At 75.2% G+C, this 26,659-nt stretch carries 21 protein-coding genes and 2 pseudogenes; 17 read left to right on the top strand and 6 right to left on the bottom strand.

Annotated elements, in window-relative coordinates; all coding sequences use genetic code 11:
• Positions 1-10 precede the first annotated feature (10 nt).
• Positions 11-1,153: a glycosyltransferase family 4 protein gene (locus ACZ7LB_RS17880; protein ID WP_471469184.1), complete on the top strand. Its 1,143-nt coding sequence runs from the start codon at positions 11-13 to the stop codon at positions 1,151-1,153.
• 439 nt (positions 1,154-1,592) lie between these two features.
• Here ACZ7LB_RS17880 and ACZ7LB_RS17875 read toward each other — a convergent pair.
• The 3 genes and pseudogenes from ACZ7LB_RS17875 to ACZ7LB_RS17865 all read right to left on the bottom strand — a co-directional run.
• Positions 1,593-1,976 (bottom strand): annotated as a pseudogene (locus ACZ7LB_RS17875) (PucR family transcriptional regulator); the annotation flags it as partial.
• Positions 1,977-2,016: 40 nt separating this feature from the next.
• A pseudogene (locus ACZ7LB_RS17870) lies at positions 2,017-3,245 on the bottom strand (MFS transporter).
• A 291-nt stretch (positions 3,246-3,536) separates the two neighbouring features.
• Positions 3,537-5,339 (bottom strand): glycoside hydrolase family 15 protein, encoded by a 1,803-nt coding sequence (locus tag ACZ7LB_RS17865; protein ID WP_265293043.1) that lies wholly within the window; start codon positions 5,337-5,339, stop codon positions 3,537-3,539.
• A gap of 531 nt (positions 5,340-5,870) precedes the next feature.
• Here ACZ7LB_RS17865 and ACZ7LB_RS17860 point away from each other — a divergent pair.
• The 11 genes from ACZ7LB_RS17860 to ACZ7LB_RS17810 all read left to right on the top strand — a co-directional run bounded on the left by ACZ7LB_RS17860 (position 5,871) and on the right by ACZ7LB_RS17810 (position 19,066).
• Positions 5,871-7,520 carry a CTP synthase gene (locus ACZ7LB_RS17860; protein WP_471469182.1) on the top strand — a complete coding sequence of 550 codons (1,650 nt, stop codon included), beginning with the start codon at positions 5,871-5,873 and terminating at the stop codon, positions 7,518-7,520.
• 79 nt (positions 7,521-7,599) lie between these two features.
• Positions 7,600-8,226 (top strand): NUDIX domain-containing protein, encoded by a 627-nt coding sequence (locus ACZ7LB_RS17855; protein WP_471469180.1) that lies wholly within the window; start codon positions 7,600-7,602, stop codon positions 8,224-8,226.
• Between the two features lie 328 nt (positions 8,227-8,554).
• Complete coding sequence (locus tag ACZ7LB_RS17850; protein ID WP_471469178.1) at positions 8,555-10,582, top strand: tetratricopeptide repeat protein; 2,028 nt, start codon at positions 8,555-8,557, stop codon at positions 10,580-10,582.
• Positions 10,583-10,725: 143 nt separating this feature from the next.
• Positions 10,726-11,841: an alanine dehydrogenase gene (ald, locus tag ACZ7LB_RS17845; RefSeq protein ID WP_471469176.1), complete on the top strand. Its 1,116-nt coding sequence runs from the start codon at positions 10,726-10,728 to the stop codon at positions 11,839-11,841.
• 437 nt (positions 11,842-12,278) lie between these two features.
• A complete protein-coding gene (locus ACZ7LB_RS17840) occupies positions 12,279-13,406 on the top strand; it encodes a ParA family protein (RefSeq protein ID WP_471469174.1) in 1,128 nt (375 codons plus the stop codon).
• Entirely contained in the window at positions 13,391-13,966 is a 576-nt protein-coding gene (locus tag ACZ7LB_RS17835) for a hypothetical protein (RefSeq protein ID WP_471469172.1), read from the top strand. The genes ACZ7LB_RS17840 and ACZ7LB_RS17835 overlap by 16 nt, the downstream gene beginning before the upstream one ends.
• A gap of 19 nt (positions 13,967-13,985) precedes the next feature.
• Positions 13,986-15,290, top strand: a complete 1,305-nt coding sequence (locus ACZ7LB_RS17830; protein WP_471469170.1) for a segregation and condensation protein A — start codon at positions 13,986-13,988, stop codon at positions 15,288-15,290.
• Positions 15,291-15,358: 68 nt separating this feature from the next.
• The gene (gene scpB, locus ACZ7LB_RS17825; protein ID WP_471469169.1) at positions 15,359-16,060 is read left to right on the top strand and encodes an SMC-Scp complex subunit ScpB; all 702 of its coding nucleotides are present in this window, start codon (positions 15,359-15,361) and stop codon (positions 16,058-16,060) included.
• A complete protein-coding gene (locus tag ACZ7LB_RS17820; RefSeq protein ID WP_471469168.1) occupies positions 16,060-17,127 on the top strand; it encodes a pseudouridine synthase in 1,068 nt (355 codons plus the stop codon). The genes scpB and ACZ7LB_RS17820 overlap by 1 nt, the downstream gene beginning before the upstream one ends.
• A 188-nt stretch (positions 17,128-17,315) precedes the next feature.
• A complete protein-coding gene (locus ACZ7LB_RS17815) occupies positions 17,316-18,050 on the top strand; it encodes an NUDIX hydrolase (RefSeq protein ID WP_471469216.1) in 735 nt (244 codons plus the stop codon).
• Positions 18,047-19,066: an ADP-ribosylglycohydrolase family protein gene (locus tag ACZ7LB_RS17810; RefSeq protein WP_471469167.1), complete on the top strand. Its 1,020-nt coding sequence runs from the start codon at positions 18,047-18,049 to the stop codon at positions 19,064-19,066. Before ACZ7LB_RS17815 ends, ACZ7LB_RS17810 begins: the two co-directional genes overlap by 4 nt.
• A 59-nt stretch (positions 19,067-19,125) precedes the next feature.
• On the opposite strand, the gene ACZ7LB_RS17805 is transcribed toward ACZ7LB_RS17810, so the two are convergent.
• Positions 19,126-19,887, bottom strand: a complete 762-nt coding sequence (locus ACZ7LB_RS17805) for a nucleotidyltransferase domain-containing protein (protein WP_471469166.1) — start codon at positions 19,885-19,887, stop codon at positions 19,126-19,128.
• Between the two features lie 158 nt (positions 19,888-20,045).
• Between ACZ7LB_RS17805 and aroH the strand changes: the two genes are divergently transcribed.
• The 5 genes from aroH (at position 20,046) to der (ending at position 24,564) form a co-directional block, all read left to right on the top strand.
• Positions 20,046-20,408 (top strand): chorismate mutase, encoded by a 363-nt coding sequence (aroH, locus tag ACZ7LB_RS17800; RefSeq protein ID WP_471469164.1) that lies wholly within the window; start codon positions 20,046-20,048, stop codon positions 20,406-20,408.
• Positions 20,405-21,490: a prephenate dehydrogenase gene (locus ACZ7LB_RS17795; RefSeq protein WP_471469162.1), complete on the top strand. Its 1,086-nt coding sequence runs from the start codon at positions 20,405-20,407 to the stop codon at positions 21,488-21,490. The genes aroH and ACZ7LB_RS17795 overlap by 4 nt, the downstream gene beginning before the upstream one ends.
• 109 nt (positions 21,491-21,599) lie before the next feature.
• Positions 21,600-22,295 carry a (d)CMP kinase gene (gene cmk, locus ACZ7LB_RS17790; protein ID WP_471469160.1) on the top strand — a complete coding sequence of 232 codons (696 nt, stop codon included), beginning with the start codon at positions 21,600-21,602 and terminating at the stop codon, positions 22,293-22,295.
• A gap of 128 nt (positions 22,296-22,423) precedes the next feature.
• Positions 22,424-23,011 (top strand): lysophospholipid acyltransferase family protein, encoded by a 588-nt coding sequence (locus tag ACZ7LB_RS17785; RefSeq protein ID WP_471469214.1) that lies wholly within the window; start codon positions 22,424-22,426, stop codon positions 23,009-23,011.
• Between the two features lie 74 nt (positions 23,012-23,085).
• On the top strand, positions 23,086-24,564 hold the full coding sequence (der, locus tag ACZ7LB_RS17780) for a ribosome biogenesis GTPase Der (RefSeq protein ID WP_471469159.1): 1,479 nt from the start codon (positions 23,086-23,088) through the stop codon (positions 24,562-24,564).
• Positions 24,565-24,659: 95 nt separating this feature from the next.
• Here der and ACZ7LB_RS17775 read toward each other — a convergent pair whose 3' ends face one another.
• Together ACZ7LB_RS17775 and ACZ7LB_RS17770 are read right to left on the bottom strand one after the other, a co-directional pair.
• Positions 24,660-24,974, bottom strand: coding sequence for a hypothetical protein (locus ACZ7LB_RS17775; RefSeq protein WP_471469157.1), 315 nt, complete (start codon positions 24,972-24,974; stop codon positions 24,660-24,662).
• Positions 24,975-25,778: 804 nt separating this feature from the next.
• Positions 25,779-26,579: a hypothetical protein gene (locus ACZ7LB_RS17770; protein ID WP_471469156.1), complete on the bottom strand. Its 801-nt coding sequence runs from the start codon at positions 26,577-26,579 to the stop codon at positions 25,779-25,781.
• Positions 26,580-26,659: the final 80 nt, after the last annotated feature.

Below are 26,659 nucleotides of genomic sequence, written 5' to 3'. Positions count from 1 at the left end.
GCCCGGCCACGTGACCCCCGTGAGCAGCCACGCACCGCTCGGCCAGTCGCCACTGCGCACCGTGCAGGTGCTCGGCGGCGGCAACGCCGGCAGCAGCGCGCACGTGCGCTCCCTGGCCGCGGGGCTCGTCGCGAGGGGCGTGCACGTCACGGTGTGCGCCCCCCTGGAGGCCGAACGGGCCCACGACTTCGCCGGCACCGGCGCCGGCCATGTGCATGTGCCGCGCAGCAGCGACCCGGTCTCGGTGGCGGGGCTGCGGGCGGCCTGTTCGGGGGCCGACCTGGTGCACGCCCACGGGCTGCACGCCTCCTTCCGCGCCGCCCTCGCCCTCTCCGGACGGCGCGTCCACACCCCGCTCGTCGTCACCTGGCACGGCCGGACGCACGCCGAGGGGCCCCGCGAGCACCTGCTGAGGGTGCTGGAGCGGCGGGTGATGAGGGCCGCCTCCGTGGTGCTCGGCACCACCTCCGAACTGGTGGACCTGGCCCGGCGGTCCGGCGCGCGGGACGCCCGGCTGGGCGCGGTCGGGCTGCCCCGCCCCGAGCGGCCCCCGGCCGGGCCCGAGGGCCACGACGGGGCGCGCGCCAAGCTCCGTGCCGAACTCGGCGCCGTGGGCCGCCCCTTACTCGTCGCGGCCGGACCGCTGGAGCGGCGGTACGGCCTCGGCCCGCTGCTCGACGCCGCCCGCGCCTGGCGCGGGCTGGACCCCGCGCCGCTGGTCGTCGTCGCGGGGGAGGACCCGGCGCGGGCGCAGTCGCAGCGGCGGATCGAGGACGAGCGGCTGCCCGTGCTGCTCCTCGGCGACCGCGACGACGTCCCCGACCTGCTCGCCGCCGCCGATCTCGCCCTGCTGCCCGCCGGGTGCGCGGCACGGCCCGCCGTCGCGAAGGAGGCCCTGCACGCCCGGGTGCCGCTGGTCGCCGCCGGGTCCGGGCTCCGCGAACTCCTCGGCGACGCCGCCGAGATCACCCCGCCCGGCGACGCCGACGCCTTCGCCGAGGCCGTCGTGGGACTGCTCGGCGCCCCCGCTCGGCGGGAGGCGCTCGCGGACGCCGGGTTACGCCAGGCGGCGACCTGGCCCACCGAGGACGAGACCGTCGCCCAGGTCCTCAGCGTCTACGACGAGTTGACCAAGCCGCTCCCGCTGCTCTGACGCCCTGACCCGCGGACCGTGCCCCGGGGCGCGCGTCCGCGCCGCCATCGTCACCCGCCACCGCCGCCGTTCCGTGCCGGGCCCGTTCCGCGCCGGGCCCCGTTTCGCCCCGGGCCCCTTCTCGGGGCGCACCGGAGGCACCGGACCCACTCGGCGGATCGTGACATACCGTCCCGGACGCGGTACGACCGGGACGACGGGCCCTCACGCCCCGTTGGAGAGCCGCTCGGTGAGGCCCGCCCCGGTGCCGCCCGGCGGGCCGACCCGGACGGGGGACCGGGTGACCGCCTACCGGTCCGGACGGCGGAACGGACACATGCCGCGTCCCGTCCCCGCGCCCCGCGCCCCGTTCCCCGTACGCATCCGCTCCGCCCGCACTCCGGTCCGCGCGCCCGGGGTCCCGCGACCCCGACTCCCCTCCGGCCCCGCGCCCCCGCGCTCAGGGCACGTGGCGGCGGGCGCGCAGGGCCGGGCTCAACGCCAGTACCGTCTCCGGGCCGTCGGGATCGGTGCCGAGCAACTCCCCGATCCGGGCCGGCCGGTTGTACGGCGTCTGCCGGCTGAGGTGGAGTTCGCGGGCGGTCTCCGCCTTGCGGCCCGCGTGCGCCGGATACCTCCGGAGGGTCGGCAGCGGCGGCGGCCGGGAGCGGTCGTCGTGGTCCCGCAGCGGCCCGATGGTCCGGTCGACGAACGCCGCCGGGTCCGGATGGCCGCGCAGCCGCCAGAGCAGCAGACCGATGTCGAGCCGTCGGGCGTCGTACCAGGGCCGGTCGGCGATCCCCTGCGCGGCGGCCGCCGTCTCCGCCGCGTGCCGCAGCCCCGTGCGGACCCCACGCCCGGCCCCGGAGAGCGGCGCCCCGGGGCTACCCGGCCGGCCGGGACACCGTGCCGACACGTGACCGGCCGACACGTGACCGGCCGGGACGGAACCGGCCGCAAAGGAAGCCGCCGGACCGGGAGCGGCCGGACCGGGAGCGGCCGGACCGGGAGCCGCCGGACCGGGAGCGGTCCACCAGCGGGGCGAGCGCCACCGCGGTCAGCAGCCCCCCGACGAGGAAGGCCGTCCGCACACCGGCCAGGGACAGGGTCAGCCCGCCGAGCGCGGCGCCCCCGGCGATCCCCGCGTTGTAGAGGCCGGAGTTGGCCGCCAGGGCGATGTCGGTGCGGCCGGGCGCGCAGCGCAGCATCGCGTTCTGGGTGGCCATGAAGACCGGCCCGAGCGCGCCGCCCGTCAGGGCCAGGAACACCACCGAGGCCACCCGCCCGCCGCCCGCCGCGTACAGGCCGAGCAGGCCCGCCGCCTGGACGGCCACGGCCCAGGCCGGCGCCGCCCCGGGGAAGCGGTCCAGCAGCGGCCCGGTGACGCCGACCCCGGCCAGGCAGGCCCCGCCGAAGACCACGAGCAGCACGCTCACCCCGCGCGGCGAGAACCCGCTCACCTCGCCCAGGAAGGTCACGATGTACGTGTATCCGGTGAACGCCCCTGTGGACGACAGCGCCCCCGCCGCCAGCACCCTGGCGAACCGGCGGGCGTCGGGGCGCGGAGCGCGGGCGGCCGGCTCCTCCTCCGGGCGCGAGGTCGGCAGCAGGGCGGCGACGGTCACCAGGCAGACGAGGCCCAGCGCCGCGGGCACGGCGACCGGGACGGGCCAGCCGCTCCGGTGCCCCAGCCAGGTACCGGCGGGCACGCCGAGACCAGGGCGAGCGACCCGGCGACGGACAGCGCCCCGATGACCCGCCCCCGGTGCCCGGGGGCGAACAGGCCCACAGCCACGGGGCCCATCACGGCCCAGAACAGGGCCTGGGCGAGCGCGGTCAGCAGCCGCGCCCCCAGCAGGTGCCAGTAGGCCGTGGAGACCGCCGCGGCCAGGCTCGACACCACCAGCACGGCCAGCAGGCCGGTGAGCACATGGCGCCGGGGCACGGACCGCGCGGCGTGGGTGAGGGGCAGTGAGGCGACGGCCACCGTCAGGCCGTAGCCGGTGACCAGGAGCCCGGCCGCCGGGACGGACACGCCCAGGTCGGCGGAGACCGGCTCCAGGAGCCCGATCGGGAGGTTCTCGGTGGTGTTGAAGGTGAAGGCGGCCAGCATCAGCGCCGCGAGCACCGCCGCCCTGTGCCACCCGGGGCGCGGTGCGGGCCCCCGCCCGCCGTCCGCCGGTGCGGCGGTCTCCCGGCCGGGGGCCGGCAACGGCGTCTCCCGGCCCGCCGCGGACGCGGCCCAGCGCGGGCGTTCCGGCCGTTCCGTGGCACCGTCCATGGGGTCAGCCCACCGGACGGCCCGGCCCCGCCGCAACCGGATTCACCGGTCCCGCACGGACGCGGCGGGGGGAGAGGGGTGCGGAGGGGTGCCCCGCCGCCGGGCGGCGGGGCACCCCTCGGCTCAGCCGCCGTAGGCGCCGCTGGCGGTCAGGCGGAGGGCCGTGTCGATCAGCGGGACGTGGCTGAACGCCTGGGGGAAGTTGCCGACCTGGCGCTGCAGGCGCGGGTCCCACTCCTCGGCCAGCAGGCCCAGGTCGTTGCGGAGCGCCAGCAGCCGCTCGAAGAGCCGGCGTGCCTCGTCCACCCGGCCGATCATCGCCAGGTCGTCGGCCATCCAGAAGGAGCAGGCCAGGAAGGCGCCCTCGTCGCCGGGCAGCCCGTCGACGCCCTCGGCCTCGCCGTCGGTCGGGTAGCGCAGGATGAAGCCGTCCGAGGTCGACAGCTCCCGCTGGATCGCCTCGATGGTGCCGATGACGCGCTTGTCGTCCGGCGGGAGGAAGCCCATCTGCGGGATCAGCAGCAGCGAGGCGTCCAGCTCCCGGGAGCCGTAGGACTGGGTGAAGGTGTTCCGCTCCTTGTCGTAGCCCTTCTCGCAGACGTCGCGGTGGATGTCGGCGCGCAACCGCTTCCAGCGCTCCAGCGGGCCCTCGGCGTCACCGGACTCGATGAGCTTGATGGTGCGGTCGACGGCGACCCAGGCCATCACCTTGGAGTGCACGAAGTGGCGGCGCGGGCCGCGCACCTCCCAGATGCCCTCGTCCGGCTCCTGCCAGTGGTCCTCCAGGTAGCGGATCAGCTTGAGCTGGAGCACGGAGGCGTAGTCGTTGCGGGCCAGGCCGGTCATGTGGGCCAGGTGCAGGGCCTCGGTCACCTCGCCGTACACGTCGAGCTGGAGCTGGTGGGCCGCGCCGTTGCCGACCCGGACCGGGGAGGAGTTCTCGTAGCCGGGCAGCCAGTCCAGCTCCGCCTCGCCCAGCTCCCGCTCACCGGCGATGCCGTACATGATCTGGAGGTTCTCCGGGTCCCCGGCGACCGCGCGCAGCAGCCACTCGCGCCAGGCGCGGGCCTCCTCGCGGTAGCCGGTGCGCAGCAGCGAGGAGAGGGTGATCGCCGCGTCGCGCAGCCAGGTGTAGCGGTAGTCCCAGTTGCGGACGCCGCCGATCTCCTCCGGCAGGGAGGTGGTGGGCGCGGCGACGATGCCGCCGGTGGGCGCGTAGGTGAGGGCCTTGAGCGTGATCAGGGAGCGGATCACGGCCTCCCGGTAGGGGCCGTGGTAGGTACAGTGCTCGACCCACTCGCGCCAGAAGTCCGCGGTCGCCTCCAGCGACTGCTCCGGCTCGGGCAGCGCGGGCGGACGCTTGTGCGAGGGCTCCCACGAGATGGTGAACGCGATCCGCTCGCCGGGGGAGACGGTGAAGTCGGAGTAGGTGGTGAGTGCCTCGCCGTAGGTCTCGGCCTCCGTGTCGAACCAGACGGAGTCGGGCCCGGCGACGGCCACAGTGCGGCCCTCGTGCTTGTGCACCCAGGGCACGATCCGCCCGTAGCTGAAGCGCATCCGCAGCTCCGAGCGCATCTCCACCCGGCCGGAGACGCCCTCCACGATCCGGATCACCTGGGGCGCGCCGTCGCGCGGCGGCATGAAGTCGGTCACCCGGACCGTGCCGCCGGGGGTGTCCCACTCGGACTCCAGGATCAGCGAGTCGCCACGGTATCCGCGCCGGTCCGCGGCGGGCGGCCGGGAACCGGGGTCATGGGCCGGGCCCAGGCGCCAGAACCCGTGGTCCTCGGTGCCGAGCAGGCCGGCGAAGATGGCATGCGAGTCGAAGCGGGGCAGGCACAGCCAGTCGACTGTGCCGTCCCGGCAGACCAGGGCGGCGGTCTGCATGTCTCCGATGAGTGCGTAGTCTTCGATGCGCCCGGCCACGTGCAACTCCAGTCGAACGGCCACGTCACCCCGCAGATGGGGGCGGTCGCTGATGCGGTCAAGGGGGGTAGGTCATGCGTCGTCGGCGGTGGGCACGGCGGTCGTCCGGCCGGGGGCCGGACGCTGTGCCACGAAGGACGATTGTTGTGCAACGGACTGACGGGCTCGCGTTGTTCCGGCAGGTACGGCAAGGGGTGGTGCCGCGGCTCCGGACGGGCTCGGCAGCGAACGTCCGAGCAGGATACGACGCACACGGATGATCTGTGTGCCGCTCCGGACAACCCGCGTCCACCGAATGTGTGACCGCCGAGTGGGGGACCCGTGACGGTGCGCCTGTGTACCGGCCCGGACGCGGAGGGTGGCCGGAAGCCATCCCCCGGAGGCGCTGTTACTCTGGTAGCCCGTGGACCGGTGGGACAAGAACCCCGGAACCGCAGCGACGGCGCCGCCGACGAGAACCGGGTTCCCCCCGGGCCGGACGACGAACGCACCGCACCCCCAGACCGCGACCACGGGAGCCCCGCCTTGGCCATGCCGCCCAAGTCTTCGACGACCAAGCACATCTTCGTCACCGGGGGGGTCGCCTCCTCGCTCGGCAAGGGCCTGACGGCTTCCAGCCTGGGGATGCTCCTCAAGGCCAGGGGCCTGCGCGTGGTCATGCAGAAGCTCGACCCGTACCTGAACGTCGACCCGGGCACGATGAACCCGTTCCAGCACGGTGAGGTGTTCGTCACCAACGACGGCGCCGAGACCGACCTGGACATCGGCCACTACGAGCGCTTCCTCGACCGCGACCTCGACGGCTCCGCCAACGTCACCACCGGCCAGGTGTACTCCACCGTCATCGCCAAGGAGCGCCGCGGCGAGTACCTCGGCGACACCGTGCAGGTCATCCCGCACATCACCAACGAGATCAAGCACCGCATCCGCCGGATGGCCACCGACGACGTCGACGTCGTGATCACCGAGGTCGGCGGCACCGTCGGCGACATCGAGTCGCTCCCCTTCCTGGAGACCGTCCGCCAGGTCCGCCACGAGGTCGGCCGGGACAACGTCTTCGTGGTCCACATCTCGCTGCTGCCCTACATCGGCCCGTCCGGCGAGCTGAAGACCAAGCCCACCCAGCACTCCGTGGCCGCCCTGCGCAACATCGGCATCCAGCCCGACGCCATCGTGCTGCGCTGCGACCGCGAGGTCCCCACCGCCATCAAGCGGAAGATCTCCCTGATGTGCGACGTCGACGAGGCCGCCGTCGTGGCCTGCCCCGACGCCCGCTCCATCTACGACATCCCCAAGGTCATCCACACCGAGGGCCTCGACGCCTACGTCGTCCGCAAGCTCGACCTGCCCTTCCGCGACGTCGACTGGACCACCTGGGACGACCTCCTGGACCGCGTCCACCACCCGGACCACGAGATCACCCTCGCCCTCGTCGGCAAGTACATCGACCTGCCCGACGCCTACCTCTCGGTCACCGAGGCCCTGCGGGCCGGCGGCTTCGCCCACCGCGCCCGGGTCACCATCAAGTGGGTCACCTCCGACGACTGCCGCACCCCCGCCGGGGCCGAGGCCCAGCTGCGCGACGTGGACGCGGTCTGCATCCCCGGCGGCTTCGGCGACCGCGGTGTCCTCGGCAAGGTCGGCGCCATCCGCTACGCCCGCGAGAACCGCATCCCGCTGCTCGGCCTCTGCCTCGGCCTGCAGTGCATCGTCGTCGAGGCGGCCCGCAACCTCGCCGGCATCACCGACGCCAACTCCACCGAGTTCGACCCGGCCACCCCCCACCCGGTCATCTCGACCATGGCCGAGCAGCTCGACATCGTCGCCGGTGACGGGGACCTCGGCGGCACCATGCGCCTGGGCATGTACCCGGCCAAGCTCGCCGAGGGCTCCATCGTCCGCGAGGTCCACGACGACCGCGAGTACGTCGAGGAGCGCCACCGCCACCGCTACGAGGTCAACAACGCCTACCGCGCGGAGCTGGAGAAGAAGGCCGGCATCGTGTTCTCCGGCACCTCCCCCGACGGCAAGCTGGTCGAGTACGTGGAGTACCCCCGCGACGTGCACCCCTACCTCGTCGCCACCCAGGCCCACCCGGAGCTGCGTTCCCGCCCGACCCGGCCCCACCCCCTCTTCGCCGGCCTGGTCAAGGCCGCCGTCGAGCGGAAGACGGCCCGCTAGCCCACCGGCGGTACGGTGACCGGGGCGCGGGTGACCAGCACGCGCGCCCCGGTTCCCGCGTACCTCCGGAAGGACAGGCATGACCATCAGGGACACCCCCGAGCAGTGGGAGGTCCGGGCGACCTCGACCCCGTTCCGCGGCAAGAAGACGTCCGTGCGCACCGACGAGGTGGTCATGCCCGACGGCTCCGTGGCGGGCCGCGACTACCAGGTGCACCCCGGCTCGGTGGCCGTCCTCGCGCTGGACGAGGAGGACCGGGTCCTGGTCATCCGCCAGTACCGGCACCCGGTGCGGGAGAAGCTGTGGGAGATCCCGGCCGGGCTGCTCGACGTGCCCGGTGAGAACCCGCTGCACGCCGCCCGGCGGGAGCTGTACGAGGAGGCCCACGTCGAGGCGGCGGACTGGCGGGTCCTGACCGACGTCTACACCACCCCGGGCGGCTGCGACGAGGCCGTGCGGATCTTCCTCGCCCGGAACCTGTCGGAGGCCGCGGGGGAGCGCTTCGCGGTCGAGGACGAGGAGGCCGACATGGAGCTGGCGCGGGTGCCCGTCGCCGAGCTGGTGCGGGGCGTGCTCGCGGGGGAGCTGCACAACAACTGCCTGGTCGTGGGCGTGCTGTCGCTGGTCGCCGCCCGGCAGGGGGACGGGCTCGACGCGCTCCGCCCGGCCGGGGCGCCGTGGCCCGCCCGTCCCTTCGCCTCCTGACGCCGCCCGCCTCCGGCGCCGGTCGCCCGCGTCCCGGGGCCGGCCCCCGCGCCGTCCGGTGCGGGCCGCCCGGTCCGGGCCCGGCTTCCCGCGCCGGACCGGCCGCCCGGCTCCGGCCGCGCGTCCCGGTGCCGGGGCCGGTCCGGGCCGTCCGGCGGGGGCCGCGGGGCCATCCGGCCCAGTGAAGGTGTGACGATCCGCTGATCCGATCAGGGGATGTGTCCGCCGCGCTCCGCACGGGACGTAGCAGAGCGTGAACTAGGCTCGGAAACCGCCCGTACGGGGTTCCGGCGGGCGCCGGAGCGCGGTGGGATCGGGAGTGTGGCCCGTGACGGATCAGGCGGTGGACACGGAGGCCGTACGGCTGACCGACGACATGTCCGAGGGGGACGGCTTCCTCGGCCGGGTGCGGGAGTTGAAGGAACTGCGCGCCGACATCGAGCGCGCCGGCCTGGACACCCTCTCCGGCCGCAAGGCCCCCCGCGCCCGCGTGCTGCTGATCGCCGGGCGCCCCGGCTCCGGCCGCACCGCGCTCGCCGGGGAACTCGCCGAACGCGTCGCCGACCGCTACCCCGACGGGGTGCTGCGCGCCCGGCTCAGCGAACCCGACGGCACCCGCGTCCCGGTCGAACGCCTCGCCCGGGACCTGCTCACCGCCCTGGACCGCCCCGCCCCGCCCGGCGCCGGGGAGGACGACCTGACCGCCGCCCTGCGCGAGGCCCTCGACGGCCGGCGGGCGCTGCTCCTGCTGGACGACGCGGCCGACGCCGAACAGGTCGACGCGCTGCTCCCGGACGCCCCCGACTGCCTCGTCGTCGCCGTCGCCCGGGGCCCGCTCACCGGCATCGCGGACGTGCGCCCCTGCACGCTCGGCGGCCTGGACACCAAGTCGGCCGTCCGGCTGCTCTCCCGGCACGCGGGCTCCGTCCGCGTCACCGTCGACCCGCGCGCCGCCGAGCACCTGGCCGAGATCTGCCAGGGCCAGCCCGCCGCCCTGAGCCTGGCGGGCGGCTGGCTCGCCGCCCGACCCCAGGCGGCCGTCGCCGACCTCGCCAAGCACCTGCACGCCGAGGCCGACGAGGGGGACCCGCTCGGCCGGGTCCTCGGCCTGGTGCACGCCTCCCTGCCCGGCTCCGCCGCCCGGATGCTGCGCCTGCTCTCCCTCGCCCCGGCCGGACTGGTCGACCCGCACACCGCCTCCGCGCTCGCCGGGTGCTCGGTCAACGGCGCCCGCGTCCTCCTGGACGACCTCGTCGCCCTCGGCGCGCTGCGCCGGGCCGGTTCCCCGCTGCCCGAGTACGAGGTCCCCGGCTGCCTGCACGCCCGGCTCGCCGCGCTCGCCGCCGCCCACGAGCGGCCCGCCGAGCTGCAACTGGCCCGCGCCCGCATGCTGGAGCGCACCGTGCGGCTGCTGATGTCCTGCCGGGCGATCACCGAGACCGACAGCCCGCAGGCCCGGGAGAAGCTCCTGGGGATGCCCCGGGCGCTGCGCTTCCCCACCCCCCGGGCCGCCGCCGAGTGGCTGCGGCTGCGCCGGCCCGCCCTGCTGGCCTCGGCCCGGCTCGCGGTCGCCGACGGCGAGCTGGACACCCTCGCCCGGCGGCTGATGTCGCAACTCGTGCGGGCCGTGGTCGCCCACGTCGGCACCCGGGCCGCCGCGGCCGACCTGTACGGGGTGCACCGCCTGGTCCTCGACGTGGCCGAGCGGCGCGACCTGCCCCGGGAGAAGGCCGCCGCCCTGCTGAACCTCGCCGACCTGGACGCCCGCACCGGCCGCACCGCCGAGGCCCTGACCCGCTACCGGGCCGCCCTGGACGCCGGGCGCGAGGCGCACGACCCGTACGCGACGGGCCGCGCCATGGAGTCGGTGGGCGGCGCCCACCTGGAGCTGGGGGACTACGACCGGGCCGCCGACTGGTTCGGCCGGGCCCTCGCCCAGCGGCTCGCCCGAGACGAGCGCGCCGACGCCGCCCGGGTCTACGGCCGCATCGCCACCGCCCACACCTACGCGGGCCGCTACGGCGAGGCGCTGCGCAACTGGCGGGCGGCGGTGGCCGGGCACCGCAGGGCGGGCGACGTGGCCGCCCACGCGCGGGCGCTGAGCGAGCTGGCCCGGGTCCAGGAGTACGCGGGCCGCCCCGAGGAGTCCCTGCGGACCTGCCAGGAGGCGGTCGAATGGGCGCGCCGGGCGGAGGACGCCCGGCTCCAGGCGGCGCTGCGGCTCAGGCTGGCCGACACCCTGGAGCGCCTCGGTGATCCCGCGGCGGCGGGACTGCACCGGGGGGCCGCGGATCGTTTGCTGAGGGAGAATCCGGCAGAAGCCTGCGAATTCCGCAGTGCTTCCGATGAAGTTTGATGCTTTGAAAGGTTGGACAGCGGGAACACCTTCATTAGACTGGATCCGCCGCACGTTCTCCTGCGGTATCTCCTGGTGTGCCCGATTATGGACGGGTACGCCCTGCAAGAGCCCCACCCTCTGAGCCAAGGACCGTGATCCACGTGAAGGTCGGCATTCCCCGCGAGGTCAAGAACAACGAGTTCCGGGTGGCCATCACCCCCGCCGGCGTGCACGAGCTCGTGCGCCACGGTCACCAGGTCGTCGTCGAGCACGACGCGGGCGTCGGCTCCTCGATCCCCGACACCGAGTACGTCGCCGCCGGCGCGGAGATACTCGCCACCGCGGACGAGGTCTGGGCCACCGCGGACCTCGTGCTGAAGGTCAAGGAGCCCATCGCGGAGGAGTACCACCGCCTCCGCAAGGACCAGACCCTCTTCACCTATCTTCACCTGGCGGCCTCCAGGGAGTGCACGGACGCCCTCCTGGCCTCCGGCACCACCGCCATCGCCTACGAGACGGTCGAGCTGCCCAGCCGCGCCCTGCCGCTGCTGGCCCCGATGTCCGAGGTCGCGGGCCGCCTCGCCCCGCAGGTCGGCGCCTACCACCTGATGGCGGCCAACGGCGGGCGCGGCGTGCTCCCCGGCGGCGTCCCCGGCGTGCTGGCCGGCCGCGCCGTCGTCATCGGCGGCGGCGTCTCCGGCTGGAACGCCGCGCAGATCGCCATCGGCCTGGGCTTCCACGTGACCCTGCTCGACAAGGACATCACGAAGCTCAAGGAGGCCGACAAGATCTTCGGCACGAGGATCCAGACCGTCGTCTCCAACGCCTTCGAGCTGGAGAAGGCGTGCCTGGAGGCCGACCTCGTGATCGGCGCCGTGCTGGTGCCGGGCGCCAAGGCCCCCAAGCTGGTCAGCAACGAACTGGTGTCCCGGATGAAGGCCGGCAGTGTCCTTGTCGACATCGCGATCGACCAGGGCGGCTGCTTCGAGGACTCGCACCCGACCACCCACGCCGAGCCGACCTTCCCGGTCCACGGCTCGGTCTTCTACTGCGTCGCCAACATGCCCGGCGCGGTCCCCAACACCTCCACCTACGCGCTGACCAACGCCACGCTGCCGTACATCGTGGAGCTGGCCAACCGCGGCTGGGCCGACGCGCTGCGCCGCGACCCCGCGCTGGCCAGGGGCCTCAACACCCATGACGGCAAGGTCGTCTACAAGGAGGTCGCCGAGGCCCACGGCCTGGAGTACGTGGAGCCGGCCTCGCTGCTCGCCTGAGCCCCGCCGGCGGGAGCCGCCGCGACCGCGCGGGTCGACGTATCGGCCAAGTCGCCGGACGCCCAAGGCGATACGTCAACCCGCGCCGTCAACCCAGCACACCCGGCCGGACCTTGCCCGACAAGGTCCGGCCGAGTGTGTGTATGGTCACTTTGCGATGCTCGGTCAACTCGCCTCGAACGCCACGGTTCGACCGATTCGCACACCGCCGAATCCTGCTGTGCGACGGTCGTACGCCCTTGACAGGGGGATGTTCCATTACCGACACATCGGGCCGGGTCCGGCGGATTGTGTTGCTGCGAACGCCCGACACGCCATAGAGTCGCGAACCGTCGGCATGGTGCCACGCTGACCTGTCCAGAAGTTCCCTGGTCACCAAGGAGGTAAGACGACTTGTGAATAAGTCGACATTTACTCCCGGGGGTGGTCAACCAGGGATGACCGCACGGGCCGAGGCCCCCGGGCGCCTTGAGGCCGTCGGCTCCGTCGCTGTACGCACCTTCGCAGCCCACCAGAGTCCGCAGGCAACTCGGACAGCACACATGAGCTTGGATGGCCAACACGTGAACGCCATGGCCGGCGACGGAAGTGGCGCGACCCGCAACCACTTCGCCGACTACGACGAACTGCCCGAGGGGCACTTCTACGATCCGGACGCGGAGTACGAGCCCGATCCCGAGTACGCGGCGACGCTCGCTCCCGACGCGGCCCGGCAGCGCCGGGAGCGCGTCGGTCCGACCGGACGCCCGCTGCCGTACTTCCCGATCCCGGGCCCGCTGAACGAGCACGGTCCCGCGAAGATCATCGCGATGTGCAACCAGAAGGGCGGCGTCGGCAAGACCACGTCGACCATCAACCTGGGTGCCGCGCTCGCCGAGTACGGCCGCCGGGTGCTGCTCGTCGACTTCGACCCGCAGGGCGCGCTCTCGGTCGGTCTCGGCGTCAACCCGATGGAACTCGACCTCACCGTCTACAACCTGCTCATGGAGCGGGGCATGGCGGCCGACGAGGTGCTGCTGAAGACCGCGGTCCCCAACATGGACCTGCTGCCCAGCAACATCGACCTGTCGGCGGCCGAGGTGCAGCTCGTGAGCGAGGTCGCGCGCGAGTCCACCCTCCAGCGGGCGCTCAAGCCGCTGATGGACGACTACGACTTCATCGTCATCGACTGCCAGCCCTCGCTGGGCCTGCTCACGGTCAACGCGCTGACCGCGGCGCACAAGGTGATCGTGCCGCTGGAGTGCGAGTTCTTCGCGCTGCGCGGCGTGGCGCTGCTGACCGAGACCATCGAGAAGGTCCAGGAGCGGCTCAACCCCGACCTGGAGCTGGACGGCATCCTCGCGACGATGTACGACTCGCGCACGGTGCACAGCCGCGAGGTGCTGGCGCGGGTCGTCGAGGCCTTCGACGACCACGTCTACCACACGGTCATCGGGCGCACGGTCCGCTTCCCGGAGACCACGGTCGCCGGTGAGCCGATCACCACCTACGCCTCCAACTCCGTCGGTGCCGCCGCCTACCGCCAGCTCGCCAGGGAGGTGCTCGCCCGGTGTCACGCCGAGTGAGTCTGCCGGGTGCCGACGAACTCTTCCGTACGACGGGCGGGACGCCGCTCCAGCCCTCCACCCCGCGCCGGCCGCAGGGCGGCGGCGAGGCCCGGATCCCCGGGCCGGCCGGGGAGAACGACCCGGCCGCCGCCGAGGACGCGCCGCAGTCGGTGCCCGCGCAGGGCGGCGACGGCGGGGGCCCGGAGCACGCCCCGGCGGCCGACGCCGAGCAGGGCGCGGCCGGTGAACCGCACAGCAGGGCCGCGGAGCGCGCCGCGCGGGCCGTCGGACGGGGCCCGGGGGCCCCGCAGGAGGCGCCCGCCGCCCAGTCCCGCAAGCGCGGCCGGGCCGCCGCGCGCCGCCCCAGCGGTCGGGAGCGCCACGACGAGAAGATCACCGTCTATGTCTCCGCCGAGGAGCTGATGGACCTGGAGCACGCCCGCCTGGTGCTCCGCGGCGAGCACGGGCTCGCCGTCGACCGGGGCCGGATCGTCCGCGAGGCGGTCGCCGTGGTCCTCGCCGACCTGGAGACCCGCGGCGAAGCCAGCATCCTCGTACGGCGGCTGCGCGGGCGGTAGCGGGTAGCCTGCCAGGGCCATGCCCGCGAACCACACCCCCCGCCGCCCCCTGGGCCGAGGCCCCGGCACCCCGCCACCGCCCCCCACCGGGGCGCCGCCGCCCGGACCGCCGGGCATCACCGGGACGCGGACCGCGGAGCCCGGCTCCGGTCCGCGGACCGCCGGGCCGGGCACGGCGGGACCCGGCCCCGGGGCCGCGGACCCCCCCGCACCGCCCTCGTCACCCGCCCCGGGACCCGGCCGCGCGCCGCGGGCCCCCGGAGGGCCGTCCGCGGCGGCCCCGGCCCCCGGGACGCCGCCCGGTGCCGCTCCCGGCACACTCCCCGGCCCGGCCGGGGACGGGGCCGACGGGGAGCCCGGCGAGCCCGCGACGGCCGGCGGTCCGGCGCCCGGCGGTGCCGGGACGGCGGACGCGGAGCCGGAAGGGGCGCGGAGCGCCGGGGACGGCGACGGCGTCTTCACGGTGCGGCTGGCCAACTTCGAGGGGCCGTTCGACCTGCTGCTCCAGCTGATCGCCAAGCACCGGATGGACGTCACCGAGGTCGCCCTGTCCCGGGTGACCGACGAGTTCATGGCGCACATCCGGGCGCGGGGCCCGGACTGGGACCTGGACGAGACGACCGAGTTCCTGGTCGTCGCCGCCACCCTGCTCGACCTCAAGGCGGCCCGGCTGCTGCCCGCCGCCGAGGTGGAGGACGAGGCCGACCTCGCCCTGCTGGAGGCCCGCGACCTGCTCTTCGCGCGGCTGCTCGAGTACCGCGCCTTCAAGCGGATCGCGGAGATCTTCGCCGAGCGGCTCGACGCCGAGGCCCACCGCCACCCCCGCACCGTCGGCCTGGAGCCGCACCACGCCGAGCTGCTGCCCGAGGTCGTCCTGACCATCGGGCCCGAGGGCCTCGCCCGGCTCGCCGTGACGGCGATGCGGCCCCGGCCCGAGCCGCAGGTGTACGTCGACCACATCCACGCGCCCCTGGTGAGCGTGCGGGAGCAGGCCGGTCTCGTCGTGGCCCGGCTGCGCGAGCTGGGCGAGGCGAGCTTCCGGGTCCTGGTGGAGGACACCGACGACACCCTGACCGTGGTGGCCCGCTTCCTGGCGCTGCTGGAGCTGTACCGGGAGCGGGCCGTCGCCCTGGACCAGGAGACCGCCCTCGGTGACCTGCTGGTCCGCTGGACCGGCGGGGACCGGGACACCGTGCCGCTGGTCACCGACGAGTTCGACCGGCCGGCGGAGGAGCGCGCCCCCGACACCCCCGACGCCCTCCACGCCCCCGACGCCGCCCACGCCGCCCACGCCGCCCACGGCGGTCCGGGGGACCATGGGTGAGTGCAGGGGACGGCACGGGACCGGGAGACGGCACGGGACCACGGGACGACGACGGAGGACGGCACGGCATGAACGACGCGGCTGACGTGAGCGACGGCACGGGCCGGGCACCCGGCCCCCCGCCCGGCGTCGCGGACCTCGACCTGGGGCCCGCCCTGGAGGCCGTCCTCATGGTCGTCGACGAGCCCGCCACCGAGGAGCACCTGGCCCGGGTCCTCCAGCGGCCCCGGCGGTCGGTCGCGGACGCGCTGCGCGCCTTGGCCGACGAGTACACCGCCCAGGGCCGGGGCTTCGAGCTGCGGCGGATCGCGGGCGGCTGGCGCTTCTCCACCCGGCCCGGGTACGCCGCCGCCGTCGAGGGCTTCGTCCTGGACGGCCGGCAGGCCCGGCTCACACAGGCGGCCCTGGAGACCCTGGCGGTGGTCGCCTACCGCCAGCCGGTCAGCCGCGGCCGCGTCTCGGCGGTGCGCGGGGTGAACTGCGACGGCGTGATGCGGACCCTCCTCCAGCGGGGGCTGGTGCGGGAGGCGGGCACGGAACCCGAAACAGGTGCGATCCTGTACGTGACGACGAACCACTTCCTGGAGCGGCTGGGCCTGCGGGACCTGGACGAGCTACCGGACCTCGCGCCCTTCCTCCCGGAGGCGGCGGCGGTCGAGGCCGAGAGTCAGGAGGGCGTGCCGTCGTTCGACCCGGACGCGCCCGACGCGGACGACGCCGACCCGGCGAGCACGACCCACACGACGAACACGACGACGACGGAACTTTGATGCGAAGCAGCGGCAGCGGCAAGAGCGGCGGGCGCGGGAACTACCGCGGCGCCGGCAACAGCAGGGACCAGAAGCACGGGCAGGGCCAGGGCCGCCCCAGCAAGCCCCGCCCGGAGGAGCGCCGCTACGACGTCGGTCCCGGCGCCTCCGCCGAGGGCCCGAAGTCGGGGCGCGGCGGGGCCGCGCGCGGCGGGGCCAAGGGCGGGCCGAAGAAGCCCCAGCAGCACGGGCGCAGCGCCCCGGCCACCTCCCGCGAGTACGAGACGCGGGCCGAGGAGCGCAACCGCGAGCGGTACGCGGGGAAGAAGGAGGTCCGGCCGCCCCGGACCTTCCCGGGCGCCGAGCAGGAGGGCGAGCGCCTGCAGAAGGTCCTCGCCCGCGCCGGATACGGCTCCCGGCGGGCCTGCGAGGAGCTGATCGAGCAGGCGAGGGTGGAGATCAACGGCGAGATCGTGCTGGAGCAGGGCCGCCGCGTCGACCCGGAGAAGGACGAGGTCAAGGTCGACGGCCTGACCGTGGCGACCCAGTCGTACCAGTTCTTCTCGCTGAACAAGCCCGCGGGCGTGGTGTCCACCATGGAGGACCCGGAGGGCCGCCAGTGCCTCGGTGACTACGTCACCAACCGGGAGACCCGCCTCTTCCACGTCGGACGGCTCGACACCGAGACCGAGGGCGTCATCCTGCTCACCAACCACGGCGAGCTGGCCCACCGGCTGACCCACCCCCGGTACGGGGTGCGCAAGACGTATCTGGCGCACATCGTCGGGCCCATCCCGCGCGACCTGGGCAAGCGGCTCAAGGACGGCATCCAGTTGGAGGACGGGTACGCGCGAGCGGACCACTTCCGGGTGGTGGAGCAGACCGGCCGGAACTACCTGGTCGAGGTCACCCTGCACGAGGGCCGCAAGCACATCGTCCGCCGGATGCTGGCGGAGGCGGGCTTCCCCGTCGACAAGCTGGTGCGCACCGGCTTCGGGCCGATCACCCTGGGCGACCAGAAGTCCGGCTGGCTGCGCCGGCTCTCCAACACGGAGGTCGGGATGCTGATGCAGGAGGTCGAGCTCTAGGGTCTTTCGTTTGGATCGGGCCGGACCCCGCGAGCCCGGCATGATCCAAACGAGAGGTCCCAGGGCTCCGGCGCCCGCGGGACGCCGGAGCCCGGCGGTCCGCGGGACCGCCCGGGCGGTGCCCGGGGTTGTGATGACCGGCCGCCCCCTTTTATAGTCCGAGTGACTCTTAAAGGGGGTGGCCGGTCCTGCTCGGCTACGACAAGCACGCCCACGAACCCTTCGCCGTGACGGCCGACCTCGCCGTCCTCACGCTCCGCGCGGGCGCCCTGCACGTGCTGCTCGTCGAGCGCGGCCAGGAGCCCTACGCCGGCCGCTGGGCCCTGCCCGGCGGCTTCCTGCTGCCCGACGAGTCCGCCGAGACCGCCGCCCGCCGCGAACTGGCCGAGGAGACCGGCCTCGCGGACGCGGCCGGACCGCACCTGGAGCAGGTGCGCACCTACAGCGACCCCGGCCGCGACCCCCGGATGCGCGTCGTCTCCGTCGCCTTCGCGGCCCTGCTGCCCGCCCCGCCCGACCGGCCCCCCGCCGAACCGCGCGCCGCCACCGACGCGGCCGACGCCCGCTGGGTGCCCTACGAGCGGGCCGGCGGCCTCGCCTTCGACCACGACCGCATCCTGGCCGACGCCCGCGCCAGGGTCGGCGCCGTACTGGAGCACACCCCCCTGGCCGCCGCCTGCTGCCCGCCCGAGTTCACCCTCGGCGAGCTGCGGCAGGTCTACGAGGCCGTGTGGGGCACCACGCTGGACCGGGCCAACTTCCGCCGCAAGGTCCTCGCCACCCCCGGCTTCGTCGAGCCCGTCCCCGGCGCCGCCCGGCTGACCGGCGGCCGGGGCAAGCCCGCCGCCCTGTACCGCGCCGGTCCCGCCACCGCCCTCCACCCGCCCCTGTCGCGCGCCCCCCGGGAAGGACACCCCGCATGACCACGACCACCGCCACCCGTCGCGCCACCGGAGCACTCCTCGGACTCGCCCTCGGCGACGCGCTGGGCTTCCCCGCCGAGTTCCACGACGTGCCCACGATCCTTGCCCGGTTCGGCCCCTGGCGGGAGAGGGAGCTGCCGCTTCCCGCCCTCGTCTCCGACGACACCCAGATGACCCTCGCCCTCGGCCGCGCCCTGCGCACCGCCACGGAGCGGGGACCGCTCGGCGCCCGGGAGCTGGAGGCCCCGCTGCGAAGGGAGTTCACGGACTGGTACCGCTCGCCCGAGAACGACCGGGCCCCCGGCACCACCTGCCTCCATGCCTGCGCGCTCCTCGAGGACGGGGACCGCCGCTGGCAGGACGCCTCCCGGATCCGCTCCAAGGGGTGCGGCGCCAACATGCGCGTCGCCCCCCTCGGCCTCCTCCCCGGCCTCGGCGACGAACAGCGCGCGGGCGCCGCCCAGTTCCAGGCCGCCCTCACCCACGGCCACCCCACCGCGCTGGCCGCCTCCGACCTCACCGCCCGCGCCGTGTTCCTCCTGGCGCGGGGGACCGCCCCCGGCGCGCTCCCCGGACTGCTGCGCGCCCACGCCCTGGAGCAGCGCACCCGCTACCACGAGGAGTGGCTCGGGGACCTCTGGACCCGCGCCGGGGACACCGGGCCCGGGGAGTTCATCGCCCGCGGCTGGGACGAGTGCCTGGCCGTCCTCGACCGCCTCGGGCACGCCCTGCGCACCGCCTCCCCCGAGACCGACCCGTGCCTCGCGGTCGGGGAGGGCTGGATCGCGGAGGAGGCGCTGGCCGCCGGGCTGCTCTGCTTCCTGCTGCTCCCCGACGAGCCGCTGACCGTCCTGCGCCGCGCCGCCTGCACCTCGGGCGACTCCGACTCCATCGCCTGCCTGGCGGGAGCGTTCGCCGGCGCGCACCTCGGCGCCGGCGCCTGGCCGCGGGAGTGGGCGGACCGCGTCGAGTACCGCGCCGGTCTGCTGTCCCTCGGCGCCCTCTGGGACGTCTGAGCCCGTGTCCGGACCGGCGGGCGCCGGGGGTCCGGTCCGCCCGGCCGGGACCGGGGGCGTCAGCCCCGCCCGCCGTCCCGCACGACCTCCTCGTAGGGATCGGGCAGCGCCGCCGAGGCGCGGCGCACGCGGACCAGGAAGTCCTCCACGCGCCGCCGGTCCGGCTCCTCCGGCAGCGGGCCGCGCCGCGCCGCCTCCTCGCACTCCTCCACCAGCCGGTCCAGCCGGGCCGACACCTCCGTCCACGGCACCTCGCCGCGCCGCACGGCCAGCAGCGCCTCGCGCCGGTCGCCCACGCGGATCTCCAGGGTGCCGGTGCGCAGCAGGTCGCGGGCGCTCGCCAGCAGCCTCAGCAGGTGCATCGCGTGCTTCCAGCGCGGAGCGCCGTGCGCCCGCACAGCGGCGTCCAGCCGGCGGCGGCGGCCGTCCGCGAACCGCAGGAACGACGTCCGCACCCCGCGGGAGAGGAACGCGCCGCGCAGGGCGAGCAGTTCGCGTCCGGTGGCGTCGGCGTACTCCACCAGCGGGGAGTACAGGCACTCCAGGACGTTCGGGTCGGCGCGCAGGGCCAGCTCGCAGAAGCGCTCCAGCTCCCAGCCGAACTGCTCCTCGGCCGGGCCCTCCACGTGCGCCGGCGGCTTCTCGAACCGCCAGAACAGCGGTGTCGGCGCGAGGAACACGCCCCGGCGGTCGGTGTCGCTGTCCTCCGTCGCCAGGCCGAAGGCCCGCGAACCCATCACACAGGAGTACACCGTGTGGTCGCGCACCAGCGACGCGGGCGTGACCGGGACACGTCGGGTTTCGAGGGGCGCCGGGACCATGCCCGGAGCCTACGCGGCCCGGTCCCGCGCGGCCCGGCCTTTCCCGCCCGCCCCCGGGCGCCGCGTCCCGGCGGACCGTGCCCGGCGGCACGGCCCCGCGGACAGGCCCTAGGCTGGTGCGATCAGCAGCCGGAGCAGACGCAGCGAGGAGCGACACCGTGGCGGTACGAGCGGTCCGGGGCGCCGTCCAACTGGACCGGGACGAGGCCGGGCACATGGCCGAGCGGGTCGCCGCCCTGCTGACCGCCCTGATGGAGCGCAACGGGCTGGCCGCCGACGACCTGATCAGCGTGTGGTTCACCGCCACCCCCGACCTGCGCAGCGACTTCCCCGCCGCCGCTGCCCGGGGCATCGGCATCGTCGACGTGCCGCTGATATGCGCCCAGGAACTGGCCGTCGAGGGCGCCATGCCCCGCGTCGTGCGCATCCTCGCCCACATCGAGTCGGACCGGCCGCGCGCCGACATCGCCCACGTCTACCTCGGCGCCGCCGCGGCCCTGCGCAAGGACATCGCCCAGTGAGAACCGCCCTCGTCATCGGCACCGGTCTGATCGGCACCTCCGCCGCCCTCGCCCTGGCCCGGCGCGGGGTCACCGTGCACCTCGCCGACCACGACCCGGAGCAGGCCCGCACCGCCGCCGCGCTCGGCGCCGGCACCGAGGAACCGCCGGACGGCCCCGTCGACCTGGCCGTCGTCGCGGCCCCGCCCGCCCTGGTCGCCGGGGTGCTCGCGGAGGCCATGGAGCGCGGCGCCGCCCGCGGCTACATCGACGTGGCCAGCGTCAAGGGCGGCCCCCGGCGCGAACTGGAGGCCCGGGGCCTGGACCTCACCGCCTACCTCGGCACCCACCCCATGTCCGGGCGCGAGAAGTCCGGCCCGTTGGCCGCCACCGCCGATCTCTTCGAGGGCCGCCCCTGGGTGCTCACCCCCACCCGGGACACCGACACCGAGGTGCTCAACCTCGCCCTGGAACTCGTCTCCCACTGCCGCGCCGTGCCGGTCGTCATGGACGCCGACGCCCACGACCGCGCCGTGGCCCTCGTCTCCCACATGCCGCACCTCGTCTCCAGCACCGTCGCCGCCCGACTGGAGCACGCCGAGGAGGCCGCCGTACGGCTCTGCGGCCAGGGCATCCGCGACGTGACCCGGATCGCCGGCTCCGACCCCCGGATGTGGATCGACATCCTCTCCGCCAACCCCGGCCCGGTGGCCGACCTGCTCGGCCAGGTCGCCGCCGACCTGGAGGAGACGGTGCGGGCCCTGCGCGCCCTGCAGTCCTCCGACGCCGGGGAGCGCCGCGAGGGCGGCGCCGGCATCGAGGCGGTCCTGCGGCGCGGCAACGCCGGACAGGTCCGGGTCCCCGGCAAGCACGGCAGCGCCCCCCACGCCTACGAGACCGTCGCGGTGCTCATCGACGACCAGCCCGGCCAGCTCGCCCGGATCTTCGCCGACGCGGAGCGGGCCGGCGTCAACGTCGAGGACGTGCGCATCGAGCACGCCTCCGGGCAGGAGGCCGGCCTGGTGCAGCTGATGGTGGAGCCGCGGGCCGTGCCCGTGCTCACGGCGGCCCTGCGGGAACGGGGCTGGGCCCTGCGCCGGTGAGCCCGCGCCGTACGGCTGTCGGAGCGGTCCCGGGGAGCCAGTAACCTTGTGCGGGGCGTCCTCCCGCCCCGCACGACCCCGCACCGCACCGCACCAGGAAGGTGTCCCCGTGGAAAACGGCGCCGCCCCGACCGCCCCGGCCGTGATTGTCGCCATCGACGGCCCCTCCGGGACGGGCAAGTCGAGCACCTCGAAGGCCGTCGCCGCCCAGCTCGGTCTGAGCTACCTGGACACCGGTGCCCAGTACCGGGCGATCACCTGGTGGATGGTGACCAACGGCATCGACACCGACGACCCCCGCGCCATAGCGGCCGCCGCCGGCAAGGCGGAGATCGTCTCCGGCACCGACCCGGCGGACCCCTCCATCACCGTCGACGGCGTGGACGTGGCCGGACCGATCCGCACCCAGGAGGTCACCTCCCGGGTCAGCGCGGTCAGCGCCGTCCCCGAGGTGCGCACCCGGATCACCGAGCTGCAGCGCGCCATCGCCGCCGGGGCCCCGGAGGGCATCGTCGTCGAGGGCCGCGACATCGGCACCACCGTCCTCCCGGACGCCGACCTGAAGATCTTCCTCACCGCCTCCGCCGAGGCCCGCGCCGCCCGCCGCAGCGGAGAGCTGAAGGGCGCCGACGTCCGGGCCACCCGCGAGGCGCTGATCAAGCGCGACGCCGCCGACTCCAGCCGCAGGACCTCGCCGCTCGCCAAGGCGGACGACGCGGTCGAGGTGGACACCACCGAGCTCACCCTCACGCAGGTCATCGAGTGCGTCGTCACCCTCGTCGAGGAGAAGCGGGCGGGGAAGTGACCCCGTCCCCCTCCCCGGCCGTCCCCGCCGGGCGGCACCCCGCCCCCCGGAAGGACACCGCCCCCGGGCGGCCCGGGGTCCCCTCCGCCCGGGGCGCCGAGGTCGGCCGGCGCATCGGCGTCGGCCTGATGTACGGGCTCTGGAAGCCGCGGGTGCTCGGCGCCTGGCGGGTGCCCGCCAGGGGCCCGCTGATCCTCGCCGTCAACCACTCGCACAACATCGACGGCCCCATGGTCATGGGCGTGGCGCCCCGGCCGACGCACTTCCTGATCAAGAAGGAGGCGTTCGTCGGACCGCTCGGCCGCTTCCTGACCGGCATCGGCCAGCTCCAGGTCGACCGCAGCTCCGCCGACCGCACGGCCATCGCCCGCGCCCTCGGCGTCCTGGAGGCCGGGGGCGTGCTGGGCATATTCCCGGAGGGCACCCGGGGCGAGGGGGACTTCGCCTCGCTGCGCGCCGGGCTGGCCTACTTCGCGGTCCGCAGCGGCGCCCCGATCGTCCCGGTCGCCGTCCTGGGAAGCTCCGACGTCCCCGGACGGTTGACCAAGGCACTGCCCCCGCTGCGCTCCCGCGTCGACGTCGTCTTCGGCGACCCCTTCACCGCGGGCGACGGCAGCGGGCGGCGCACGCGCAAGGCGCTGGACGAGGCCACCGAACGCATCCGCGAACGGCTCACCGCGCACCTGGAAAACGCCGGGCGCCTCACCGGGCGCTAGGCGACACTGAGTAGTGGAACACCCGTTGAACAGGGTGTTCCACCGATCACCACGATGAACGAGGTACGGACTTCATGAACGACGACATCCACTCCGAGGGCTCGGGCGAGGAGCACGACCACGGGGCGCTTGGCGACGCCGAATACGCGCGGTTCATGGAGCTCGCCGCGGACGAGGGCTTCGACCTGGAGGAGGTCGAGGGCGCGATCGAGGAGGCCGGGCACGGCCCGCTGCCCGTCCTCGCCGTCGTCGGCCGCCCCAATGTCGGCAAGTCGACCCTGGTGAACCGGATCATCGGCCGCCGCGAGGCGGTCGTCGAGGACCGGCCCGGCGTCACCCGCGACCGCGTCACCTACGAGGCCGAGTGGGCCGGGCGCCGCTTCAAGGTCGTCGACACCGGCGGCTGGGAGCAGGACGTCCTGGGCATCGACGCCTCCGTGGCCGCGCAGGCCGAGTACGCCATCGAGGCCGCCGACGCGGTCGTCTTCGTGGTGGACGCCAAGGTCGGCGCCACCGACACCGACGAGGCCGTCGTCCGGCTGCTGCGCAAGGCGGGCAAGCCCGTGGTGCTGTGCGCCAACAAGGTCGACGGCGCCAGCGGCGAGGCCGACGCCTCCTACCTGTGGTCCCTGGGCCTGGGCGAGCCGCACCCGGTCTCCGCGCTGCACGGCCGGGGCACCGGCGACATGCTCGACAAGGTCCTGGAGGCCCTTCCCGAGGCCCCGGCGCAGACCTTCGGCTCGGCGGTCGGCGGCCCCCGCCGGGTCGCCCTGATCGGCCGGCCCAACGTGGGCAAGTCCTCGCTGCTGAACAAGGTCGCGGGCGAGGAGCGGGTCGTCGTCAACGAGCTGGCCGGCACCACCCGCGACCCGGTCGACGAGCTGATCCAGCTCGGCGGGCGGACGTGGAAGTTCGTCGACACGGCAGGCATCCGCAAGCGCGTCCACCTCCAGCAGGGCGCCGACTACTACGCCTCGCTGCGCACCGCCGCCGCCGTCGAGAAGGCGGAGGTCGCCGTCGTCCTCATCGACGCCGCCGAGTCGATCTCCGTGCAGGACCAGCGGATCGTCACCATGGCCGTCGACGCGGGCCGCGCGCTGGTCCTCGCCTTCAACAAGTGGGACACCCTCGACGAGGAGCGCCGCTACTACCTGGAGCGGGAGATCGAGACCGAGCTGGGCCAGGTCGCGTGGGCGCCGCGGGTGAACGTCTCGGCGCAGACCGGCCGGCACATGGAGAAGCTGGTCCCGGCGATCGAGACGGCCCTCGCGGGCTGGGAGACCCGGGTCCCGACCGGGCGGCTCAACGCCTTCCTCGGTGAGCTGGTCGCCGCCCACCCGCACCCGGTGCGGGGCGGCAAGCAGCCGCGCATCCTCTTCGGCACCCAGGCGGGCACCAAGCCGCCGCGGTTCGTGCTCTTCGCCTCCGGCTTCATCGAGGCGGGCTACCGGCGCTTCATCGAGCGCCGCCTGCGCGAGGAGTTCGGCTTCGAGGGGACGCCGATCCACCTCTCGGTGCGGGTGCGCGAGAAGCGCGGCGCGAAGAAGAAGTAGTCCCGGACACCGCGACCGGCCCCCGGGCCGCGCGGTGCGGGCACGGAGGAGGGGCGGCCCCGGAGGGGCCGCCCCTCCTCCCGTTCCACGGGCGGTCAGATCCCCCGGCGGGGGGCCGGGGGCAGCGCCGCCGGGACGTGCCGGGCACCGGGGGCGTGCGGGGCCAGATAGCCGACGCGCTGCCACGGCGACGGCTGGCCGAGCCGGGCGCCGTGGGCGCCCGCGCTGTAGGCGCTGTACGCGCCGGGGCCGCGGGACATGGTCCCGAACGCGGTGAACTCCAGGTCCTCCTCGCCACTGCGGTCGCCGGGCAGCGAGCGGAAGGCCCTCACGTACTCGGCGCAGAGCGCGTCGAAGATCGGCGTGGCCGAGGGGCCACCGTGGCGTCGGAATGAGTCGTATGCGTGCACGTATGTCCAAACGACCCCGAACCGGAAGGGATGCGGCCGAACGGGAGCCGCCCGGCCGCGGCGGGCGAGGTCCGGGGACGCCCGGGGCACCGGGGAGCGCCTCGCGGACGCCGGGGGCCCGCGTCCACGGGAGGGGGCGGGCGCGGGCTCCCGGCGGATTCGGGGGAGGGGCGGGCGGAGCCGCCGCGGGTGCCGGACGCCTGACCGCATCTGCCGGGGCCGGGCGGCTCCCCACGGTCCGGGCAGCGCGGACCCGGGGTGTCCCCGGCGGCTTCTCGCGCGGTCGTCGGTGACTCCCGCCCGGACGGAGCCCGGAGGCACCGCCGGGGCCGGCCCTGGGGGCGGCCTTCGGGCCTCCGGGCTCCGTCAGGGCTCCCCGGACCCGGTTCCGGCGAGTGCCGGGGGCACGCGGTTCCGGCGGGTCCGGGATCACCTCCGTGGTTACCCGCGCGGGCCCGTGAGGGACCCCGGTCCGGGGTCCGTACCGGTCACCGGAAGAGTCCGGTCACCGGACGCACCGGACGCACCGGACGCCGGTGAGCCCGGCGGAGCGGCCGAGGGCCCCGGCACACGGGGGCACCGGAAGGGCGGGTGCGGGGGAGGGCCGGAGAGCCGGGCCAAGGACCGGACAGGCGGGGCCGGACGGCCGGGCCGAGGAGGCGGGAAGCCCGGCAGGGTGCGGGCCACCGGGGCTCGGCCCAGGAGGCGGGAGCCCGGAGACGGGAGTCCGGCTGGACCCGCCGGACGGACCCGCCGGACGGACCCGGCGGACGGGCCGAGGAGCGGGGCGCTCGCAGGGCCGGGTCAGGTGCCCGCCAGCGGCAGGGCCGCCGCCACCAGCCGTCCGTTCGCCGCCGCCTTGTCCAGCGCGTCCCTCAGCAGGTCCTCGCGTGGCTGGCGCCCGATGCTGCCGACCGGGGCCGCGAACATCAGCACCTGCTGCTGCTTGTTGGCCGCCGTGCGCCAGCCCTCGGTGACCTGGAGCGGCTGGTGCGCCTGCCACCACGCCACCGGCCGCCCCCCGCTCACCCCCGGCTGGAGCACCGCGTGCAACTGCCCCATGGCGAGCAGCACCGACCAGCCGTGCAGCACCGCCGGGGTGGTGGACAGGTCGGCCGCCGGGGCGAAGCCCTGCTCCCTCAGCAGCGGCAGGAACTCGTCGCCGGGACCGGTGGTGCCCGGCCGCGCGATCGGGCCGGTCGGCTCCACGACCAGGGCCGGGTGCAACTCCCCGGCGATCAGCACCAGGCCGCTGGTCACCCCGAGCACGGCCTGCTCGGGGACGGCCTGCTCCGGCACGGCCCGCGGCGGCTCCGGACGGGCGGCGCCGTCGGCGCTGATGGACCGCACCGCGCCCTGGAGCTGCTCCTCGGTGACCTTGACGACCTGCGAGGGCAGGCAGCCGGCGTGGGCGAAGGCGAGGACCGCGGTCTCGTCGCCGATGAACAGAACGGTGCTGGTGCGCTCCTGCTCGCAGTCGCCCGGGGTGCGGCAGGACGTGCAGTCGTAGCTTCCCGGGGCGGATTCCCCGGCGAGCAGGCGGTCGGCTTCTTCGTCGCCGATCTCGGCGCGTACCTCGTCGCTGACGTCGAGCATGCGCGGCACGGGGGCTCCCTCGGGTGTGGTGCGTGACCGGACCGGGTGGCTCCCGGCCCGGAGCCGGGGCGGGTCCCCGGCTCACGCAG

Source organism: Streptomyces sp. NPDC107521, from assembly GCF_055598485.1.
This window is presented reverse-complemented; position numbering and strand designations above follow the sequence as displayed.

Bases quoted from the DNA above. Each gene is read 5' to 3' on its own strand.
- ACZ7LB_RS17860 (WP_471469182.1), top strand. From the start codon at position 5,871: ATGCCGCCCAAGTCTTCGACGACCAAGCACATCTTCGTCACCGGGGGG.
- ACZ7LB_RS17855 (WP_471469180.1), top strand. From the start codon at position 7,600: ATGACCATCAGGGACACCCCCGAGCAGTGGGAGGTCCGGGCGACCTCG.
- ACZ7LB_RS17840 (WP_471469174.1), top strand. From the start codon at position 12,279: ATGACCGCACGGGCCGAGGCCCCCGGGCGCCTTGAGGCCGTCGGCTCC.
- ACZ7LB_RS17830 (WP_471469170.1), top strand. From the start codon at position 13,986: ATGCCCGCGAACCACACCCCCCGCCGCCCCCTGGGCCGAGGCCCCGGC.
- scpB (WP_471469169.1), top strand. From the start codon at position 15,359: ATGAACGACGCGGCTGACGTGAGCGACGGCACGGGCCGGGCACCCGGC.
- ACZ7LB_RS17820 (WP_471469168.1), top strand. From the start codon at position 16,060: ATGCGAAGCAGCGGCAGCGGCAAGAGCGGCGGGCGCGGGAACTACCGC.
- ACZ7LB_RS17810 (WP_471469167.1), top strand. From the start codon at position 18,047: ATGACCACGACCACCGCCACCCGTCGCGCCACCGGAGCACTCCTCGGA.
- ACZ7LB_RS17805 (WP_471469166.1), bottom strand. From the start codon at position 19,887: ATGGTCCCGGCGCCCCTCGAAACCCGACGTGTCCCGGTCACGCCCGCG.
- ACZ7LB_RS17785 (WP_471469214.1), top strand. From the start codon at position 22,424: ATGTACGGGCTCTGGAAGCCGCGGGTGCTCGGCGCCTGGCGGGTGCCC.
- der (WP_471469159.1), top strand. From the start codon at position 23,086: ATGAACGACGACATCCACTCCGAGGGCTCGGGCGAGGAGCACGACCAC.